Here is a 16,088-nt window from a genome sequence, read left to right as displayed (position 1 = left end):
CTCGCCATTGCCCGGATCACCCCGATACGCGTCGGCAACCGGAATCGATTACGTCACGCCGTTCGCAAGCTCAAGCAGGTATTCACGCGTCGTCACCCGGTGATCGATCGGTATCTGGCCAGTCCCGTCGATTACGCCACGGCGGACCACGACACCCTCGGCAAGCAGCGTGTACGGCATGCCGGAAAAAACCGCACTTTTCGATGCAGGCGACGCAGCCAGATTGAGCATCAACGGTTGCGCCGGAAGGCTCGTCGCGAGCGTGGGACTGATTTGCGCGGACGCCGCGGCAGCGCAGGCTTGAATAGGCAGGACCCACGACATGCGAGAACTCCGTTGAGCGGCCGCAGACATGAACGGCACCGGCAACACACAAAGCTGACGGAATCAGTGCTTTGCCTTGGCTATTTGCGACACCGGCGACAGGCCGATAGCCATGCCTTCGACCGGAAATTGCGGAATGGCGAATATGCAGGCCGACTTAATCGAAATGCGACCTGTGAGAATTTCTTTCCTGAAATCGCCGACAGCTCCTATCGCGGCGGCTTCATTCGCGTGATTTTTATGTGACGACGTATTAAACAGCGCTGCCCACGCGATGTCAAAGCGATTGACATCAAAAAGGGACAATAAACATCAATTGTAAATATAATATTAAATTTAAGATTATTCTAATTTTAAATTTCAAAATTATCATGTACATAGGCGACCCATTTCAACTAAACTATACCGAATTTCATTAACATTAATATATTAATAGTTTTTCCAAATGCTTCCGGGAGAATGCGAAGTATCAGGATGACGCTGACAAAGCGTGATAAGGACTGTTGACCTGACGAACATCGACCAGGCACTACCGGCCTCTTCGCCTATGCTCAAGGCTCGGATGGAAGCGGCACTGCTCAGGTCTGTCGAGATTCCCGAGAGCCAGGAGCTCGGCGTGCGCGTCGAGCCGGCCTGTCACATGAAGAAGGCCGGGCACGAGCGTTCGCACATCGAAAGGTCGTCAAACGTCGCAGACGACCAGCTCAATCCCGCGCGCGGTCAGCGCGCGGCGCACGGCCTTGTCGGGCGAGCGATCGGTCACGAGGTAGCGGGTGTTCTCGATGCCGTTGATGCGCACCGGCGTGACGCGCCCGAACTTCGAGTGATCGGCCACCACCACGGCCGTGGCGGCCGAGGCCAGCATCCGGCTGCGCACCTCGGCGGCGATCCGCGAATAGTCGGTCAGGTCGCCGTCCTGCGTCACGCCGCCGGCGCCCACGAACGCGAAATCGACGTGGTACTGCGCCAGTTGCTGAATCGTGTCGAGGCCGAACGTGGCGTCCTCGTCGTCGGACAGCTCGCCGCCGAGCAGCGTGACGCGGTTCTCGTTGCGGCGCGCCAGCGCGAAGGCGATCCTCCAGTCGTTGGTGTAGACGGTCAGGCGGTGCCGGTCGTTCAGCGCCAGCGCCACCGCGTGCGTGGTGCTACCCGAATCGAGCAGCACCGACGCGCCGTCGGGAACGAATTCGGCCGCGCGACGGCCGATCGCCTGCTTCGCGTCGGTGTGGGCGGCCTGGCGCTCCGACAGGCTCGGCTCGCGGCGGTCGGCGGCCAGCGCGCCGCCGTGGGTGGTCACCACCAGGCCACGGGTGGCCAGCGCGTTCAGGTCGCGGCGAATCGTCTCCCGCGACACGCCGAGCGTGCGCACGAGTTCGGCGACCGACAGGGCGCCGGAGCGGGAAAGTTCGGACAGGATGTATTGATGACGTTGTTCTGCGAGCATGAAACGGTCCGGAATCGCCCTGGAAACCACGGGGCGGCCTATTGTAGTACGGCTAATTGACAGGATTGTGAGCATGCGGGCGGCGCCGGCCCCGCACGTCGCCCCCCGTCACCGCCCGATCGCGGGCAACGCGCTGCAAAGCAGTGTTGCAAGCACGCGCCCAATATCGCGCGCACGCGTTGTTACACTCGCCGCTCGCCGAACCATCCGCTCGTGGAGCCTTGCCATGTCCCAACCCGCCGCCGCCCTCGCCATCCTCTTCCCGGCCGAACGCCTGAACGACGGAGCCGGCGATCCGTACTGGATCGACTTCACGTTCGCCGAGGCGCATCGCCTGCACGCGCAACTGGCCGCTCAGCGCGCCGGGATGCAAACGGCCCGGGCGGCCGACGCCGAGGTTTTCGCGCTCGCCTGAGCCCCGAACGCGGGGCGGCCGATGCAGGCAGGCCGCTCCCGCCCCGGTGCAGATTTTGACAAGACGCGCCGCACCGGCGCGCCGATACTGCGCGCTTCCCGTTTTCCGCGCGCCGTCCGTGGCCGCCCTGCCTCATGCCTGCCCTGCTTGCCGCCGCCGCGTTCGTCGCGCTCTGGTCCACCGGTTTCGTGGTCGCCCGCGCGATCCATCCGTACGCCGATCCCAACCTCTACCTGCTGGCCCGCTTCGGCGGCACGGCGCTGCTGTTCGCCGCGATCGCGCTCGTCACGCGGGCGCGCTGGCCGGTGGGCCGCGAATGGGGCCGTCATCTGCTGGCCGGCGCGCTGTTGCAGGGCTTCTATCTGGGCGCCAGCTACTGGGCCGTCGCGCAGGGCCTGCCGGCCGGCGTGATGGCGCTGCTCGGCGCGCTGCAGCCGCTCGCCACCGCCGTGCTGGCCGTGCCGCTGTTCGGCGAGCGCCTGCCCGCGCGCGGCTGGGCCGGCATGGCGCTGGGGCTGGCCGGCGTCGCGCTGGTGCTCGCGCCGAAGCTGGCGGCCCCGGCCGCTGCGGCGGGCGCGGGCGTGTCGGCATTCACCGTGCTGGTGGCGGTGCTGTCGATCGGCTCGATCACGGCCGGCTCGCTCTACCAGAAGAGCGCCGTGGCGAAAACCGACCTGCGCACCACCGTCGCCGTGCAGAACTTCGGCGCGGCCGTGGTGGCGGCCGGCTTCGCGCTGGCGCTCGGCGAGACGCGCTGGCTGCCCTCGCCCACGCTGTGGATATCGCTGGCCTGGGGCGTGGCGATGCTGTCGGGCGGCGCGATCTTGCTGCTGGTGTGGCTGTTGCGGCACGGCGGCGCGGCGCGCGCCACCTCGCTCATGTTCCTCGCGCCGCCGCTTGCGGCCCTGCAGGGCTACGCGCTGTTCGGCGAGACGCTCGGCACGCTGCAACTGGCCGGCTTCGCGGTCGCGCTGGCGGGCGTGGCGCTGGCGCGCTGGTCGCGCTGAACGGCACGCGCAAGGCCAGCCGAGGACAGGCCGCGCTGCACCGGCTGCGCGCGATTGCGCCTATTCCGCTTATGATGCGCGTCTGACCCGATTCCGCTCCGGAGAGCCAACCCATCATGACCCGTCCCGATTACGCCGCGCGCCAACGCGCGATTGCCGCCGAACTGCAAGTCTCGCCGAACTTCGACGCCGCCCAGGAAGCCGAGCGCCGCATCGCCTTCCTCGCCGACTACCTGCGCTCGACGGGCTTCACCACCTACGTGCTCGGGATCAGCGGCGGCGTGGATTCGTCCACGGCCGGCCGCCTCGCTCAACTCGCCGTCGAACGCCTGCGCGCGAGCGGCTACGACGCGCGCTTCGTGGCGATGCGCCTGCCGTACGGCGTGCAGCGCGACGAGGAAGACGCCCAGCGCGCCTTGGCGTTCGTGGCCGCCGACGAGAACCTGACGGTGGACGTCAAGCCGGCCGCCGACGGCATGCTGGCCGCCACCACCGCAAGCGGCCTGACGTTCCGCGACGATGCACAACAGGATTTCGTGCACGGCAACATCAAGGCGCGCGAGCGCATGATCGCGCAGTACGCGGTGGCCGGCGCGCGCCGCGGCATCGTGATCGGCACCGACCACGCGGCCGAATCGGTGATGGGCTTCTTCACCAAGTTCGGCGACGGCGGCGCCGACGTGCTGCCGCTGGCGGGCCTGACCAAGCGCCGCGTGCGCGAGGTGGCGCGCCACCTCGGCGGCGCGGACGCCCTCGTCATGAAGGTGCCGACCGCCGACCTGGAAGCGCTGCGCCCGCTGCTGCCCGACGAAACCGCCTACGGCGTGACCTACGAGCAGATCGACGATTTCCTCGAAGGCAAGCCGGTGGACGACCACGTGTACGAAACGGTGCTGCGCTTCTACGACGCCTCGCGCCACAAGCGCGCGCTGCCGTACACCCCGCTCGACTGGCCGGGCGCGGCGCGTTGAGCGCGCGGTCGCTTACCGTTTCCCGACAAGGCGCTTCGGCATGCTGATCGATTGGCACGCGGTACTGGCGGTGTTGTCCGTCTATGTGGTGGGCGTGGTGATCCCCGGCCCGAACTTCGTGGCCGTGGCGCACAAGGCCGCGTCGTCGACGCGCGCCGCCGCGCTCGCGATGGTGGGCGGCATCGTGTCGGTCAACCTGTTCTGGGCGAGCTGCGCGATTCTCGGCGTCGGCATCGTGTTCACGGCGTTCCCGTGGATCGCGCTGGCCGTGAAGTTCGCGGGCGCGGGCTATCTGATCTGGTTCGGCACGCGGCTCGTGCTCAACGCGAAGGCCGCGCCGGGCATCGATGCCGGGGCCGCCCAAGCGCAGGCGCAGGCCGGCCCTGTCGATCATCGCCGCGCGTTCGTGCAGGGTGTCGCGACCAATATCGCGAACCCGAAATCGATCGCGTTCTTCGCGGCCGTGTTCGCCTCGGCCACGCCCACCCACGTCACCTGGCCCACCTTCGGCGCAATGCTGTCGGTGGTGCTGGTGGTGGCCTCGTCGTGGTACGGCTTCGTGGCGATCGTGCTCTCGCATCCGGGCGTGGCCGCCGCGTATCGGCGCGGCAAGGCCTGGGCGGATCGGATCTGCGGCGGCGTGATCGTCGCGCTCGGCGTGCGCCAGCTCGTACGCTGAACCACCTGCCGGTGCGCCATGCACCGGCAGGGCGAAGAAAAAGCCGACGTCAAGCACACCGAAACCTAAATACAACGAAATAATCCGGCCATCCTGCGTCGGTTTCATGAAATCCCTTCACCGTCAGGCGACTGACCGGCTCTTGCATCGAGCGGAACTCTGAGTTTCAGCGTTCCGCCCCGACAGGTTTTTCCCGCTACCTACACTCCGTCATCCGTCGCACAGGCGGCCCGGATACGACCACCTCTCAGGAAGGGAAAAACATGAAGACCACACCGATCCAACGCACGCTCCTCGGCATCGCCGCAGCCGTGACCTCGCTGTTCGCGGTCGCCGCGCACGCGCAATCGAGCGTCACGCTGTACGGCCTGATCGACGAAGGCCTGAACTACACGAGCAACGCCGGCGGCCACTCGGCCTATCAGTTGTCGAGCGGCGACACCGCCGGCAGCCGCTGGGGCCTGAAGGGCAACGAGGATCTGGGCGGCGGCAACCATGCGGTGTTCGTGCTCGAGAACGGCTTCAACATCAACAACGGCAAGCTCGGCCAGGACAGCAGCGAATTCGGCCGCCAGGCTTACGTCGGCCTGTCGTCGGATCACTACGGTACGGTCACGCTGGGCCGCCAGTACGACATCACGGTCGACCCGCTCAGCTACACCGCGCTGACGGCGGCCGGCAACTGGGGCGGCGACATCGGCACCGTGCCGTTCGACAACAACAACGAAGATTGGGATTTCCGCGTCAACAACTCCGTCAAGTACGTCAGCCCGACCTGGAACGGCCTGACGTTCGAGGCGATGTACGGCTTCAGCAACAGCACGGGCTTCTCGAACAACCGCCTGTGGGGCGCGACGGTCAACTACCAGAACGGCGGCCTGACGGCAGCGGCCTCGTACCTGCGCATGAACAACCAGGGGTCGACCACCAGCGGCGCGATCACCTCGGGCGACCTGTTCAACGGCGCGTCGCAACAGACGATGGGCGCGGCCGTGTCGTACCGCTTCACCAAGGTTCAGGTGGCGGCGGCCTACTCGCATGTGGACGTCTACTCGCCGACCAGCAACGTCTGGCTGGCCAACAGCACGCCGTCGAACGGTGCGGCCTGGAACGCGTGGAAGTTCGACAACATCGAACTGAATTCGCAGTACTACTTCACGTCGGCGTTCTGGCTCGGCACCTCGTACACGTTCACGATGGCCCACCTGCACTCGCAAGCCGGCAGCTACACGCCGAAGTACCACCAGCTCGCGATGATGCTCGACTACGACCTCAGCAAGCGCACCTCGCTGTACGTCCAGGCGGCCTATCAGCACGCCGTCAGCGCGCACACCGGCACCTCGTTCGACAACGCGCAGATCATCGACGCATCGGCCGGCTCGTCGTCGGGCATCAACCAGACCGTCGTGCGACTGGGCATGATGCACCGCTTCTAAGCGGCGCCACGCAGCGTCGCGCCCCGGCGAACCGTCGGGCGCGCGAATGCGACAAAGCCCGGCCGAACTCCGGCCGGGCTTTGTCGTTTACCGCTTCAAGCAGCGCGATGCCGGATCAGCCGCCGCGCTTCTTCGCCTGCAACGCGCGAATCCGCATCACCGCGCCGGAATCGGCCACCGTGTGGTCGTACATGGCCGACAGATCGCGCTTGAGCGCGGTGCGCGAGCCGCCGTCGAGATACACCATGTGCCCCGACGGATAGAAACGCGCCGACAGGTTCTTGCGCACGTCGGCGTTCTCCAGCGGCATCTGCTGCAAATCGAGCACCGTCTGGTAGAACGGCGTGACGAAATCGTAGAAGCCGTTCGCCGACAGCACCTTCAGGTCGGTGTTCAGCGCCATCACGGCGGCCAGGTCGCCGGCCGTGTAGAGCACCACGTTGCCCTTCGCGTCCACGCCCACCTCGGCGCCGGTCGGGTCCTTGTGCTTGAAATCCCAGTTCGCGAACGCCTGATCGTTGAGGTCGGTGAACGCCGAATTCGACGTGTATTTCAGTTGCTCGTTCAGGTAGGCGTTCCACATCGCCGTGTACACGCCGGTGACGGCGGTCATGGTGGGATCGTTGCCGCCCGAGTTCGGATCGATGTTGCCGGCGATGCCCGACGAGATCGCGGTCACGCGCCCGTCGTACGAGCCGAGCGAGAGCCCGCGCGCGCGCAGCAAGGTCGTGAGGAATACCGAATTTCCGCGTGCGTCGTAGCTGGCCACGTCGAGGCTCCACGACAGCAGCGTGGCGGTATCGATGCCGGTGTAGTCGGCCAGTTTCTGCACCACGGCCGCGTCCGTCTGCGGGAACTTGCGCAGCGCGTCGAGGTAATCGGTGCGCGCGAACTGCGCCACCTCTTCGGTGAACGCGCCTAGATCGGTGGGCGTGGGCGAGACGCCGAGCTGCTTGTGATACCAGGCGTCGGCCGAGGCGGTCGGCAGCGCGCCCACCGGGTTGCCGGCCTGTTGGTAGTCGAGAATCGACGATTGCAGCGTGATGCCGTTCAGGTCCACGCCGTCCTCGTGCAGCTTGTAGGCCAGCACGCAGGTACGCGCCGTGCCGTACGACTCGCCGTACAGGTATTTCGGCGAATTCCAGCGGTTGTTCTTGGTCAGGTAGCGCTTGATGAACTGCTTCAGCGAATCGGCATCCTCGTCGACGCCCCAGAAATTGCGGTTCTTGTACGGCGCCACGGCGGCCGAATAGCCGGTGCCCACCGGGTTCACGAACACCAGGTCGCTCCTGTCGAGCAGGCTGTCGGGGTTGTCTTCCATCTGGTACGGCGCGGGCGGCGTGAAGCTCGGCATCGCGGTGCGGATGCGGCGCGGCGCGAACGAGCCGAGCAGCACGAACACCGACGACGAGCCCGGCCCGCCGTTATAGAAGAACGTGACGGGGCGCGTTTCCTCCTTCTGGCTGTCTTGCGTGAACGCCACGTAGAACAGCTTCGCGTTCGGCTGCGAGCTGCTCGGATCGACCGTGACGAGATGCCCGGCCGTGGCCGTGTAGGCGATCCGCTTGCCATCGAGCGTGAGCGTGTGATGGGTGACCGCCGCGCCTTCACTGATGTCGGTCACCGAATCGTCCGGGCCGTTGCCGTAGGCCACCGGATCGAAGAACGGCTCGTCGCGGCCGCGCGCCAGCGCGACCGGATCGACGCCCGGCGGCACGCCGTGCGAGTTGTGGGCGCCATGCTGCAACGGGAATGTGCCGCCGCTGGACGAAGTTCCTGATTGCTTGCTCATCGTGCCGCTCCTTCTGGTTTTATCGAACGTGCTTGAATGAACCGCCGACTGCCGGGACGCGCATGCCGCCGCGCCAGGGTGGCCAACCCGGCACGGCCGGCCGGCGTCTCCGATGCCGGCCGGCGCGCGCACATCGCCTTGCTTCGCAATACCAACTACTTCTGGTTGCCTGCACCACCCAGCGCTGCCGCGACCTTGACGCCGTCGGGGCTGCCGAGCCCCGTGCAGGCGTCCCAGCCCGCCGCCGCCGCGAACGCGCCGTTATTGCCCTGCGTGATGTCGTGCAGCGCCGACGCCTGCGCGTAGAGCTTCGGATTGACCCAGCCGGCCGGGCTGCCGGCCGCCGCGTTGATGCGCGCGATCAGCGCAGCCCACAGCGGCGCGACGGCGCTGGTGCCGCCGAGCACGGCCGTGGTGCCGGCGATCAGCACCTCGTAGCCGGTGGTGGGCGACGCGTCGCCTGCCACGTCGGGCACGCCTCGCTTGGTGAGCGGCGTGCTGCCGCCGCCCGTCTGCTTCGCCGAGAGGCCTTTCTGCCAGGGCGGCGCATCGAACACGGCGCTGATGCCGCCGCCGCCCGCGCCGCCGCTGGCCGCCTCGTCGTTCCACACCACCTCGCGGCGGATGCCCTGCCCGGCCTGCGCATCGAGCGTGGTGCCGCCGCAGGCCAGCACGTAGGGGCTGGCGGCCGGAAAATCGACATGGTTCTGGCCGTCCTGCAGGCCGTCGCCCGAGCCGCTGTCGCCCGACGCCGCGCACACCGTCACGCCGAGCGAGGCGGCCGCCTTCAGCACGTTGTTGAACGCCTGCATCGATTGCTGCGTCCACGACGCTTCCGGGCCTCCCCAACTGATCGACACCACCGACGGCTGGTTCTTCGTATCGTGGATCGCCTGATTCACCGCCTGGATGAAGCCCGAATCGCTGTTCGGCGAGAAATAGACGGCGATCGTCGCACCCGGCGCGATCGCGCCGGCCACCTCGATATCGAGCGCCACCTCGCCGTCCGGGCCGTTCGGGTCGCCGGTGGGCGCATTGCGCGCGCCGGCCACGCTCACATCGACCAGCTTGGGATGCGCCACGCCGAGTTGGTCGAAATACGGCGTGATGTCGGCCGCGCGATAGCCGCCGCCCAGTTCGATCAGTGCGATGCATTGACCCGCGCCGTCGCCTTCGGGGAAGTTGTAGATCGAGGCCAGTTGCAGCGGCGTGTACGAGGTGCTGGCGCCGGTGCGCGCCGGCTTGAACGGCGGCCGGAAGCGGAAATGCGGATGCGCCTGCGGGCGCGTATCGAGGCCGAGCACGGCCGTGACGGCGTCGTGCAGCTCGTTCGGCAGCGCGATATCGCCGGTGCGCGCGCGGAACGTGCCGACCGCATGATGTTCGTACTGCTGAAGCTTGACGCTGAACGCGTTCTCGAACTGCGCGACGGTGCCGGCCAGTTCCACCACGCTCTGCACCGGATCGACGCGCTCGACCGTCAGTTGATGTTGTTTCGCGAAGGCTTCGGTGTGCTCGATATCGTCGGCACGGGCCGCGAAGCGCTTGGCGAAATCGTCGCGCGACACCGGTTTGGCCGCCGCATCGCCGCTCGCGAGCTTGTCGACGAGCGTATCGAGCGCCGCCTGCCCCTCGCGCCGCAGCATGATCGTGACGTGAATCCGCTCGGCTGGATCGCATGCGCCGACGCATTTTGATTCGGTGACGACTTTCGGCTCGTTGCCGGCATGAAGATGCCTTGCCATGTTGTGACCCTCCAAGGTTCCGTGTTGCACGGTCTACGGAAAATCCGACCTGACCTGCCGCCTGCGGTTCCGGCAGGTTGCCGGCGTCCTCTCAGTGACGCCGGATTGATCGATCAGAATAAGAACGGCCAGTCGAGTGTAAATCAGCGGCGGCATTTCCGTACGCGCGCATTCGCGCTTTAAGCCCTTGCTGGAAGCAACAAATGCAACAAACCGTTGCCATTCGAATTGGCCGCCAGGCGTTATTGCCACGGCCTTTCGCATGCGGCGCTCGATTCGGAAAATCGATTCGTTGCACGTATCGGGCCATTAAATTTTTCCCATTTTTTTGCTTGCGCTTCAGCAATTTCTTTAGGCATTTTTACGCATCGGAAATGAATGGCAATTGAAAGCATGAAGCGCGTCGCACCCACCCTCGACCGATCGGATGCGATTGAATCGACCCTATCTGCGACCAATTGGCACATTTATAGAAACGTTTTCAACGATAGTTTTGATTTCTACAATCCGTTAAAATTTCGTGAAATTTACTTTCATCTTTCGTCGAAGGCCGTCATAAAATGTGTCAGTTATGTGACGGATATCTGAATGTCATGCGCTGCACTGCGTGCGAACAGTTGAATCAAGCCGGCCCATATGGAGACGCCCATTCCGCGCTATTGCGCGATGGCCCATTGAAAAAGTTGCGCCCGATGTTCAAGGCGCCCGTGCGCATCGCGCGTTATCGCTGCACCGAATGCGGCACCTGGTGGCTGCATGAAACCAACCCGCGCAGCCAGATCGACAGCGGCTGGACCTTGATCGGCAAGGAAAAGAGCCTGCTCGCGCCGCAGTGCGAGTAACGGCCCCGCCGGCTGCGTTATCGTTCCGGTTCCCGCCACTTGCCGCGTGCCAGCGCGCTACTCCCCGCCTTCCCCAACCGCCATGTCCTTCCACCTGAGTTTCGACGACGGCCCCGGCCCGTCGACGCCGCCGCTGCTCGACGTGCTGCGCGCCGCCGCATGCCGGGCCAGTTTCTTCGTGCTCGGCCGGCATCTCGAAGGCGCGCTCGACATCGCCGCGCGCATCGTGCGCGAAGGCCACCGGCTCGGCAATCACACCTACACGCATGCCCGCGCGGGCGAATTGAGCGATGCGGCCCTGAGCGGCGAGATCGAGGCCACCGATGCGCTGATCCGCGAAGCCCATCGGCTGGCCGGCGTACCCGTGCCCGATGTCGTTCCGTTTCGTTTGCCTTATGGTTGGCAGCCCGAAGATTGCCGCGCCGGCGTGCTCGCCCGCCTGCAACGCGAACACACCGGCTGGACCGCGATCCTCGACGACTGGCAGCGGCCGCCCCCCGCGCCGCAGGCGCTGTGCGACGCGATGCGCGCGCATCTGGCCGCGCGCGCCGCGCTGGGCCAGGACGCGCTGTTCTGCCTGCACGACGGCTCGCGGCATGGCGAGCCGCGCCCCAATACGGTCGAGGCGGTGCGCTTGTTCCTGACTTCGGCCTAATCCGCGATCAACTGCCGCCAGGCGCCGAGAAACCCCATGCCAGCGCCGGGTGTCCACAAGCCGCGCTGCGCCGCTTCGAGATGGATCAGCGTCTGATCCGCGCAGAACAGCAACGTCAGCGCCTCGCGATGCGCATCGATCCAGCCCGGCGCGGCATCGGCCCGCGCCGCCGCGTAGGACTGCAACCCGGCAGCCCAGGTCGGCGCATCGAATACGAAGCGATCGTCGCGCTGCGCATCGCGCGACAGCGCGAACAACGCGAACGCCGCTTCGAGCCAGTGCGCACCCTGCCCCACGTCGTCGAAATCGAGCACGCCGCTTACGGCATTCCCCGCATAGAGCAGGTTGCCGGCGTGATAGTCGCCGTGCAGCCAGTGCACCGGGCCGGTCAACCAGCCCGTTGCGGTCGCGAGATGCGCACCGATGCGCCGGATCAATTCGTTGTACTCGCTATCGAGTTCGCCCGGCAGGCGCGGCCTCGCGCGCGCCGCCACGCGCGCATGGCGCGCGGCCAGCCAGCCGAGCGGCGTGGCGCCGGGCGCCGGCAGCGTGGCCATCGCCGCATGCAGGCGCGCCAGCGTGCGCATCGCGTCGAGCGTGCCGGCCAATGCGTCGGCGGGCAGGCCCGGCACGCCGTCGATCGCCTCGAACAGATGGAGCCAGCGGCCATCGGGCAAATGCGCGCCGGGCTGCCCATCGACAGTCGGGATCAACACCGGCAGCGCCGGCAGGCCGGGCACGGCGCGCACATGATCGAGCACGGCCGCCTCGCGCCGCACCTGATCGAGCGGCTTGCCGGCCCACGACACGCGCAGCACCCGCCCGCCCGCCTCGCATTCCAGCCTGAACGTTTTGTTAGTATGGCCCGACGGCAACGCCGCCAGGCGCACCGGCCCGGTATGCCAATACCGTTGAAGCAAGGGTTCGAGCGTTTCCACGTCACTCCTGAGCATTGCATTGACCATGTCCGACCGTATCTCGGCCCGCATGCGGGACCTCAATATCGCGTGGCTGACGCGCGCCGCCGAATTCAATCATCTGTTCCAGACGCGCTGGCTCGGCGAGCGCTTCTTCCATCTGCCCGGCGACATGCTCGCGATTCAGGAGCTGGTGTGGCGCGAGCGCCCCGACCGCATCGTGCAGACCGGCATCGCGGCCGGCGGCGGCGTGGTGTTCTCGGCGTCGATGCTCGAACTGACGGGCGGCGACGGCCGCGTGATCGCCATCGAGCCGCGCCTGCGCGACGACGTGCGCGCGCAATTGCAGGCCAACCGGCTCGCCCATCGCATGACGCTGATCGAAGGCGATTCGTGCGCGGACGATACGCTGGCCGCCGTGCGCGCGCACATTCCCGACGGCGCGCGCGTGATGGTGATCCTCGATCTCACGCATACGCACGCGCACGTACTGCGCGAACTTGAACGCTATGCGCCGCTCGTCACGCCGGGCAGCTACGTCATCGTGATGGACACCATCATGGAATACCTGCCCGCCACGATGTTCGACGGCAAGCCCTACGGCCGCGGCAACAATCCCGCCACGGCCGCGCGCGCCTTCCTCGATGCCGATCCGCGCTTCGAGGCCGATCTCGACATCGAGGACCGCGTGATCATGACGCTGTCGCCCGGCGGTTTCCTGCGGCGAGTGCGCTGATCCGGCGCGCGGCCTCGGCCGAGCCGTCGCGCGCATAGCTCTCGCGGATCCGCGCCACGCGCTCGCGCTCGCCGCCCGGTTGCAGCAGTCGTTCGATCGCCGCGCGCAATTCCTCTACGCTGGCGCGTTCCAGATCGATCCGGAAACCCGCGCCGGCCTGTTCGACGAAATGTGCCGAATGGAACTGGTCGTTGCAGAACGGCGAGAGCAGCATCGGCACGCCGCTGGCCAGCGCCTCCATCACCGAATTCGCGCCGCCGTGGCTGATGAACGCGTGCGTGCGCCGCAGCAGCGCCAGTTGCGGCGCGTAGCGCACGGCGATGACGTCGGCCTCGCCCGCCGGCGCGCCGAGCTTCTGCCCCGGCCGCCAATCGGAATCGATCAGTTCTCCGATCGACAGCACCAGTTGCGCCGGCGTCGCGCGCACCGCCTCGACGACCTTGTCGAACAGATCGGGATGGTAATAAAGCTGGCTGCCGAGCGACATGTAGACGAGCGGGCGCGCCGGATCGAGCCGCTCCCACGGGAACGCCGTCTCGTCGCCACGCGGGCCGGACGGCATCGCCGGGCCGACCAGCTCGACGCCGGGCGGCGGCGCGCCCACCAGCGCCTCGGTCGTGAAGGCCAGCGTCAGGTGCGGCGAGAGGATGTCGCAGCCGCGAAAACGCCCGGTCAGCCCATAACGCGCGAACAGGGCCTCGCGCTCGGGCGCGAGCCAGCGCACGGTGCGCAACAGTTCGGAATCCAGATCGTCGGGCAGCACCGGGTTCAGCGAATTCGACATCGCCACCCACGGCAGCCCTTCGAGTTCCGCCGCGATCGCCGCCGCGTACAGCAGCGGATCGATCACCACCACCTCGGGCCGCCAGTCACGCAGCACGGCGCGAATGCCGTCCACCTGCTCGGGCGCGAGATCGATCAGCAGCGTGCGAATCCAGTGGCGCAGCCAGTCGGCGTCGCGGATCTGCTCGGCGAAGCTCGCGCCGCGCGACAGGTCGTGACGCTCGGGAATCTCGCGCGGCCCGAGAAACGCGAAGCCGCCCGCGCCCGCCAGTTGCGCGCCGATATCGACGGGCGCATAGAACGCCACCTCGAAGCCCGCGTCGCGCAAGTGCTGCGCGGGGCCGATGCAAGGATTGAGGTGCCCCTTCTCGGGCACCACGCAGAACAGGATGCGTGTCATGAGCGGTTCAGGTCGAACGATGCGACGAAGCATCGAGATGATCGAGGATCAGCGCGAGCGTGGTCCACAGCACGCGCTCGGTATCGGCGGCCAGCGCGGGCGCGGGCAGGCCGAGCGAGGCGGCCAGCGCTGGCGTGCGGTTTGGATCGAGCCAGGCCGACAGGTCCATCGCCGGCGCGAGACGACCGCGCTTCGGGCCTTTCACCAGGCGCGCCGGCAGCGCCAGACGGCCGCCCAGTTCGCGCAGGCACTGCTTGTCCGGGTCCGGCTCGAAGCTGGTCAGGTGCGCGACCACCGCGTCGTCGACGAACGGCGGCACCAGTTCCACGCCCGCCGCATCGAACAGCGCGTGGCACAACGGTAGATAGTTCGCCGAACGATCGCGGCGCAGCACCTGATCGGCGCCGTCGCCGGTGATCGCCAACTCGATGCCGTCGGCCGCCATCGCCTCGGCCAGCAACAGCTTGGCGACCGGATGCAGGTTGAACATCGGCTCCTCCACCGCCTGCGTGGTGCGCGGCAGCGCGGCCACGAAATCGGCCTCGCTCACGCGCACGATCTTCACGTCGGCCTGCATCTGCCCGGCCAGTTCGAGCGCGGCGTCGAGTTCGCAGTAATCGGGCATGTCGGTGGCGAGGATGTAGGACCTCACCTGCCGGTGCGCGCCCAACTCGCGCAGCAAGGCCAGCAGCAGCGCCGAGTCGAGCCCGCCGCTCAGCGCCAGCGCGACGCGCTTGCCGCTGTCGAGCGCGCGTTGCAGCGAGGCGCGCAGCACCGCGTCGAGGTTCGCGGGCCGGGCCGGCTCGCTCGCGGGCTGCACCGCCAGCCCCTGTGGCGTGCGCAACAGCGCATGGCCCGGCGGCACGGCCAGCACGTCGCGCAACACGGTGCGGCCGGCCAGGCGCGCGCCGCTCAGGTAACCGGCGATGGCCGCCGCGTCGGGCGCGCCGGCTGCGGGCTGGCCGGCATGCGCGGCCGCCAGCAACGTGGCGCGGATGGTGCCGGCCGATGCGCCGCTGCGCGGGTGGTAATGCAGGCGCTGGAAGCCGAATGCGTCACGCGTGCCGACGATCATGGGTAGCGAGCCTTCAAGGTGTCCACTTCGATGCGTTTCAGGATGCGATGCGGCGCGACCGGCGCGCTGCCGCCCTGGCAATGCAGGCAGGCTTCGAGCGGCGCTTCGCGTTGCAGGTAGGCCAGCAGCGCGTCGAGCATGCCGGGGCCGTCGCGCAGCGGCAGGCCGTCGGCCTGGAAATCCTTCGTACCCCGATAGAGCGTATGGAAATGCGCGGGCCGCGTGCAGGTGTAGAACGTGCCGTCGCGAATCATATGGCAGCGCTCGCGAATCCAGCAATCGCGATATACGCGCTGCGCCTCGTCGCGATCGGTGGACGGCTGCGCGCGGTCCATGGTGGTGAACACGTCCTGCACCTTCCAGTTCAGGCGCACCGCGAAACGCGCGGCCTGCGCCTCGACATGCGCGACCAGCGCGGCGGGCAGCGCCGGCTTCGGGTAGCGCGAGATCGTCAGCGCATCCACCGCCTGCCAGAACGCGTCACTCATCTCGCCGAGCTTCAGGCCGTTGGTGGTGACGGAGATAAGCGGCGCGATGCCGGTGTCGCGCACGCGCCCGACGATCTCGACGATCTCCGGGTGCAGCAGCGGCTCGCCGCCGACCAGCTTGAACACGCGCGGGTTCAGCACCTTGGCGGCAATCCGCAGGTCCTGCTCGACCGACGCCGGGCTGACGTGCCACTCGGGCAGCAGCGGCGACAGCGAACAGCATTGCGCGCAGGTCAGGTTGCAGTGATCGACGATATGCGTTTCGAGCGAGCGCGTCTGCACGCGGCCCCCCTCGACGCGGTAGTGGCGCTCCATCGGCGGCGGAAACACATGCTTGCGCTCGCCCGCCGGGGCGGCCGGGTTCGGATCGGTAGTCATG

17 protein-coding genes are annotated in these 16,088 nt (G+C 67.3%); 8 read left to right on the top strand and 9 right to left on the bottom strand.

The genetic code is table 11. The annotated features are described in order from the left end of the window. Positions 1-48: 48 nt before the first annotated feature. The 3 genes from AB4850_RS02830 to AB4850_RS02820 form a co-directional block, all read right to left on the bottom strand. On the bottom strand, positions 49-324 hold the full coding sequence (locus AB4850_RS02830; RefSeq protein ID WP_414441097.1) for a hypothetical protein: 276 nt from the start codon (positions 322-324) through the stop codon (positions 49-51). Positions 325-387: 63 nt separating this feature from the next. Further along, entirely contained in the window at positions 388-630 is a 243-nt protein-coding gene (locus tag AB4850_RS02825) for a hypothetical protein (protein ID WP_414441096.1), read from the bottom strand. Between the two features lie 376 nt (positions 631-1,006). Then, positions 1,007-1,768, bottom strand: a complete 762-nt coding sequence (locus tag AB4850_RS02820) for a DeoR/GlpR family DNA-binding transcription regulator (protein ID WP_414441095.1) — start codon at positions 1,766-1,768, stop codon at positions 1,007-1,009. A 226-nt stretch (positions 1,769-1,994) separates the two neighbouring features. On the opposite strand from AB4850_RS02820, the gene AB4850_RS02815 reads away from it, so the two are divergent. The 5 genes from AB4850_RS02815 to AB4850_RS02795 all read left to right on the top strand — a co-directional run bounded on the left by AB4850_RS02815 (position 1,995) and on the right by AB4850_RS02795 (position 6,276). Beyond that, positions 1,995-2,183 (top strand): hypothetical protein, encoded by a 189-nt coding sequence (locus AB4850_RS02815; RefSeq protein WP_414441094.1) that lies wholly within the window; start codon positions 1,995-1,997, stop codon positions 2,181-2,183. A 134-nt stretch (positions 2,184-2,317) separates the two neighbouring features. Further along, a complete protein-coding gene (locus tag AB4850_RS02810; RefSeq protein WP_414441093.1) occupies positions 2,318-3,190 on the top strand; it encodes a DMT family transporter in 873 nt (290 codons plus the stop codon). Positions 3,191-3,306: 116 nt separating this feature from the next. After that, entirely contained in the window at positions 3,307-4,161 is an 855-nt protein-coding gene (gene nadE, locus AB4850_RS02805; RefSeq protein WP_414441092.1) for an ammonia-dependent NAD(+) synthetase, read from the top strand. Positions 4,162-4,201: 40 nt separating this feature from the next. Next, positions 4,202-4,840 (top strand): LysE family translocator, encoded by a 639-nt coding sequence (locus AB4850_RS02800; protein WP_414441091.1) that lies wholly within the window; start codon positions 4,202-4,204, stop codon positions 4,838-4,840. Positions 4,841-5,103: 263 nt separating this feature from the next. Further along, on the top strand, positions 5,104-6,276 hold the full coding sequence (locus tag AB4850_RS02795) for a porin (protein ID WP_414441090.1): 1,173 nt from the start codon (positions 5,104-5,106) through the stop codon (positions 6,274-6,276). Between the two features lie 115 nt (positions 6,277-6,391). Here the strand turns inward: AB4850_RS02795 and AB4850_RS02790 are convergent, their stop codons facing one another. Beyond that, positions 6,392-8,068, bottom strand: a complete 1,677-nt coding sequence (locus AB4850_RS02790) for a S10 family peptidase (protein WP_414441089.1) — start codon at positions 8,066-8,068, stop codon at positions 6,392-6,394. A gap of 155 nt (positions 8,069-8,223) precedes the next feature. Further along, positions 8,224-9,813, bottom strand: coding sequence for a protease pro-enzyme activation domain-containing protein (locus AB4850_RS02785; protein ID WP_414441088.1), 1,590 nt, complete (start codon positions 9,811-9,813; stop codon positions 8,224-8,226). A 692-nt stretch (positions 9,814-10,505) separates the two neighbouring features. On the opposite strand from AB4850_RS02785, the gene AB4850_RS02780 reads away from it, so the two are divergent. Both AB4850_RS02780 and AB4850_RS02775 read left to right on the top strand, forming a co-directional pair. Continuing rightward, entirely contained in the window at positions 10,506-10,655 is a 150-nt protein-coding gene (locus tag AB4850_RS02780) for a hypothetical protein (RefSeq protein WP_414441087.1), read from the top strand. Between the two features lie 82 nt (positions 10,656-10,737). After that, the gene (locus AB4850_RS02775; protein WP_414441086.1) at positions 10,738-11,310 is read left to right on the top strand and encodes a polysaccharide deacetylase family protein; all 573 of its coding nucleotides are present in this window, start codon (positions 10,738-10,740) and stop codon (positions 11,308-11,310) included. On the opposite strand, the gene AB4850_RS02770 is transcribed toward AB4850_RS02775, so the two are convergent. Further along, entirely contained in the window at positions 11,307-12,248 is a 942-nt protein-coding gene (locus AB4850_RS02770; protein WP_414441085.1) for a phosphotransferase enzyme family protein, read from the bottom strand. The genes AB4850_RS02775 and AB4850_RS02770 overlap by 4 nt on opposite strands. Positions 12,249-12,273: 25 nt before the next feature. Between AB4850_RS02770 and AB4850_RS02765 the strand changes: the two genes are divergently transcribed. Next, positions 12,274-12,963 (top strand): cephalosporin hydroxylase family protein, encoded by a 690-nt coding sequence (locus tag AB4850_RS02765; RefSeq protein WP_414441084.1) that lies wholly within the window; start codon positions 12,274-12,276, stop codon positions 12,961-12,963. Here the strand turns inward: AB4850_RS02765 and AB4850_RS02760 are convergent. Genes AB4850_RS02760 through AB4850_RS02750 form a run of 3 tightly spaced genes read right to left on the bottom strand, consistent with a single transcriptional unit; the run spans position 12,920 to position 16,087 of the window. Further along, complete coding sequence (locus AB4850_RS02760) at positions 12,920-14,146, bottom strand: glycosyltransferase (RefSeq protein ID WP_414441083.1); 1,227 nt, start codon at positions 14,144-14,146, stop codon at positions 12,920-12,922. The genes AB4850_RS02765 and AB4850_RS02760 overlap by 44 nt on opposite strands. Before the next feature lie 7 nt (positions 14,147-14,153). Continuing rightward, a complete protein-coding gene (locus tag AB4850_RS02755) occupies positions 14,154-15,221 on the bottom strand; it encodes an asparagine synthase-related protein (protein ID WP_414441082.1) in 1,068 nt (355 codons plus the stop codon). Next, positions 15,218-16,087, bottom strand: coding sequence for a radical SAM protein (locus tag AB4850_RS02750; RefSeq protein ID WP_414441081.1), 870 nt, complete (start codon positions 16,085-16,087; stop codon positions 15,218-15,220). The genes AB4850_RS02755 and AB4850_RS02750 overlap by 4 nt, the downstream gene beginning before the upstream one ends. Between the last annotated feature and the right edge of the window lies 1 nt (position 16,088).

The sequence above is a fragment of the Burkholderia sp. 22PA0106 genome, assembly GCF_047497155.1.
Lineage (GTDB): Bacteria > Pseudomonadota > Gammaproteobacteria > Burkholderiales > Burkholderiaceae > Burkholderia.
The sequence above is the reverse complement of the archived record's forward strand: the minus strand, read 5'-3'. Positions and strand labels throughout refer to the sequence as shown.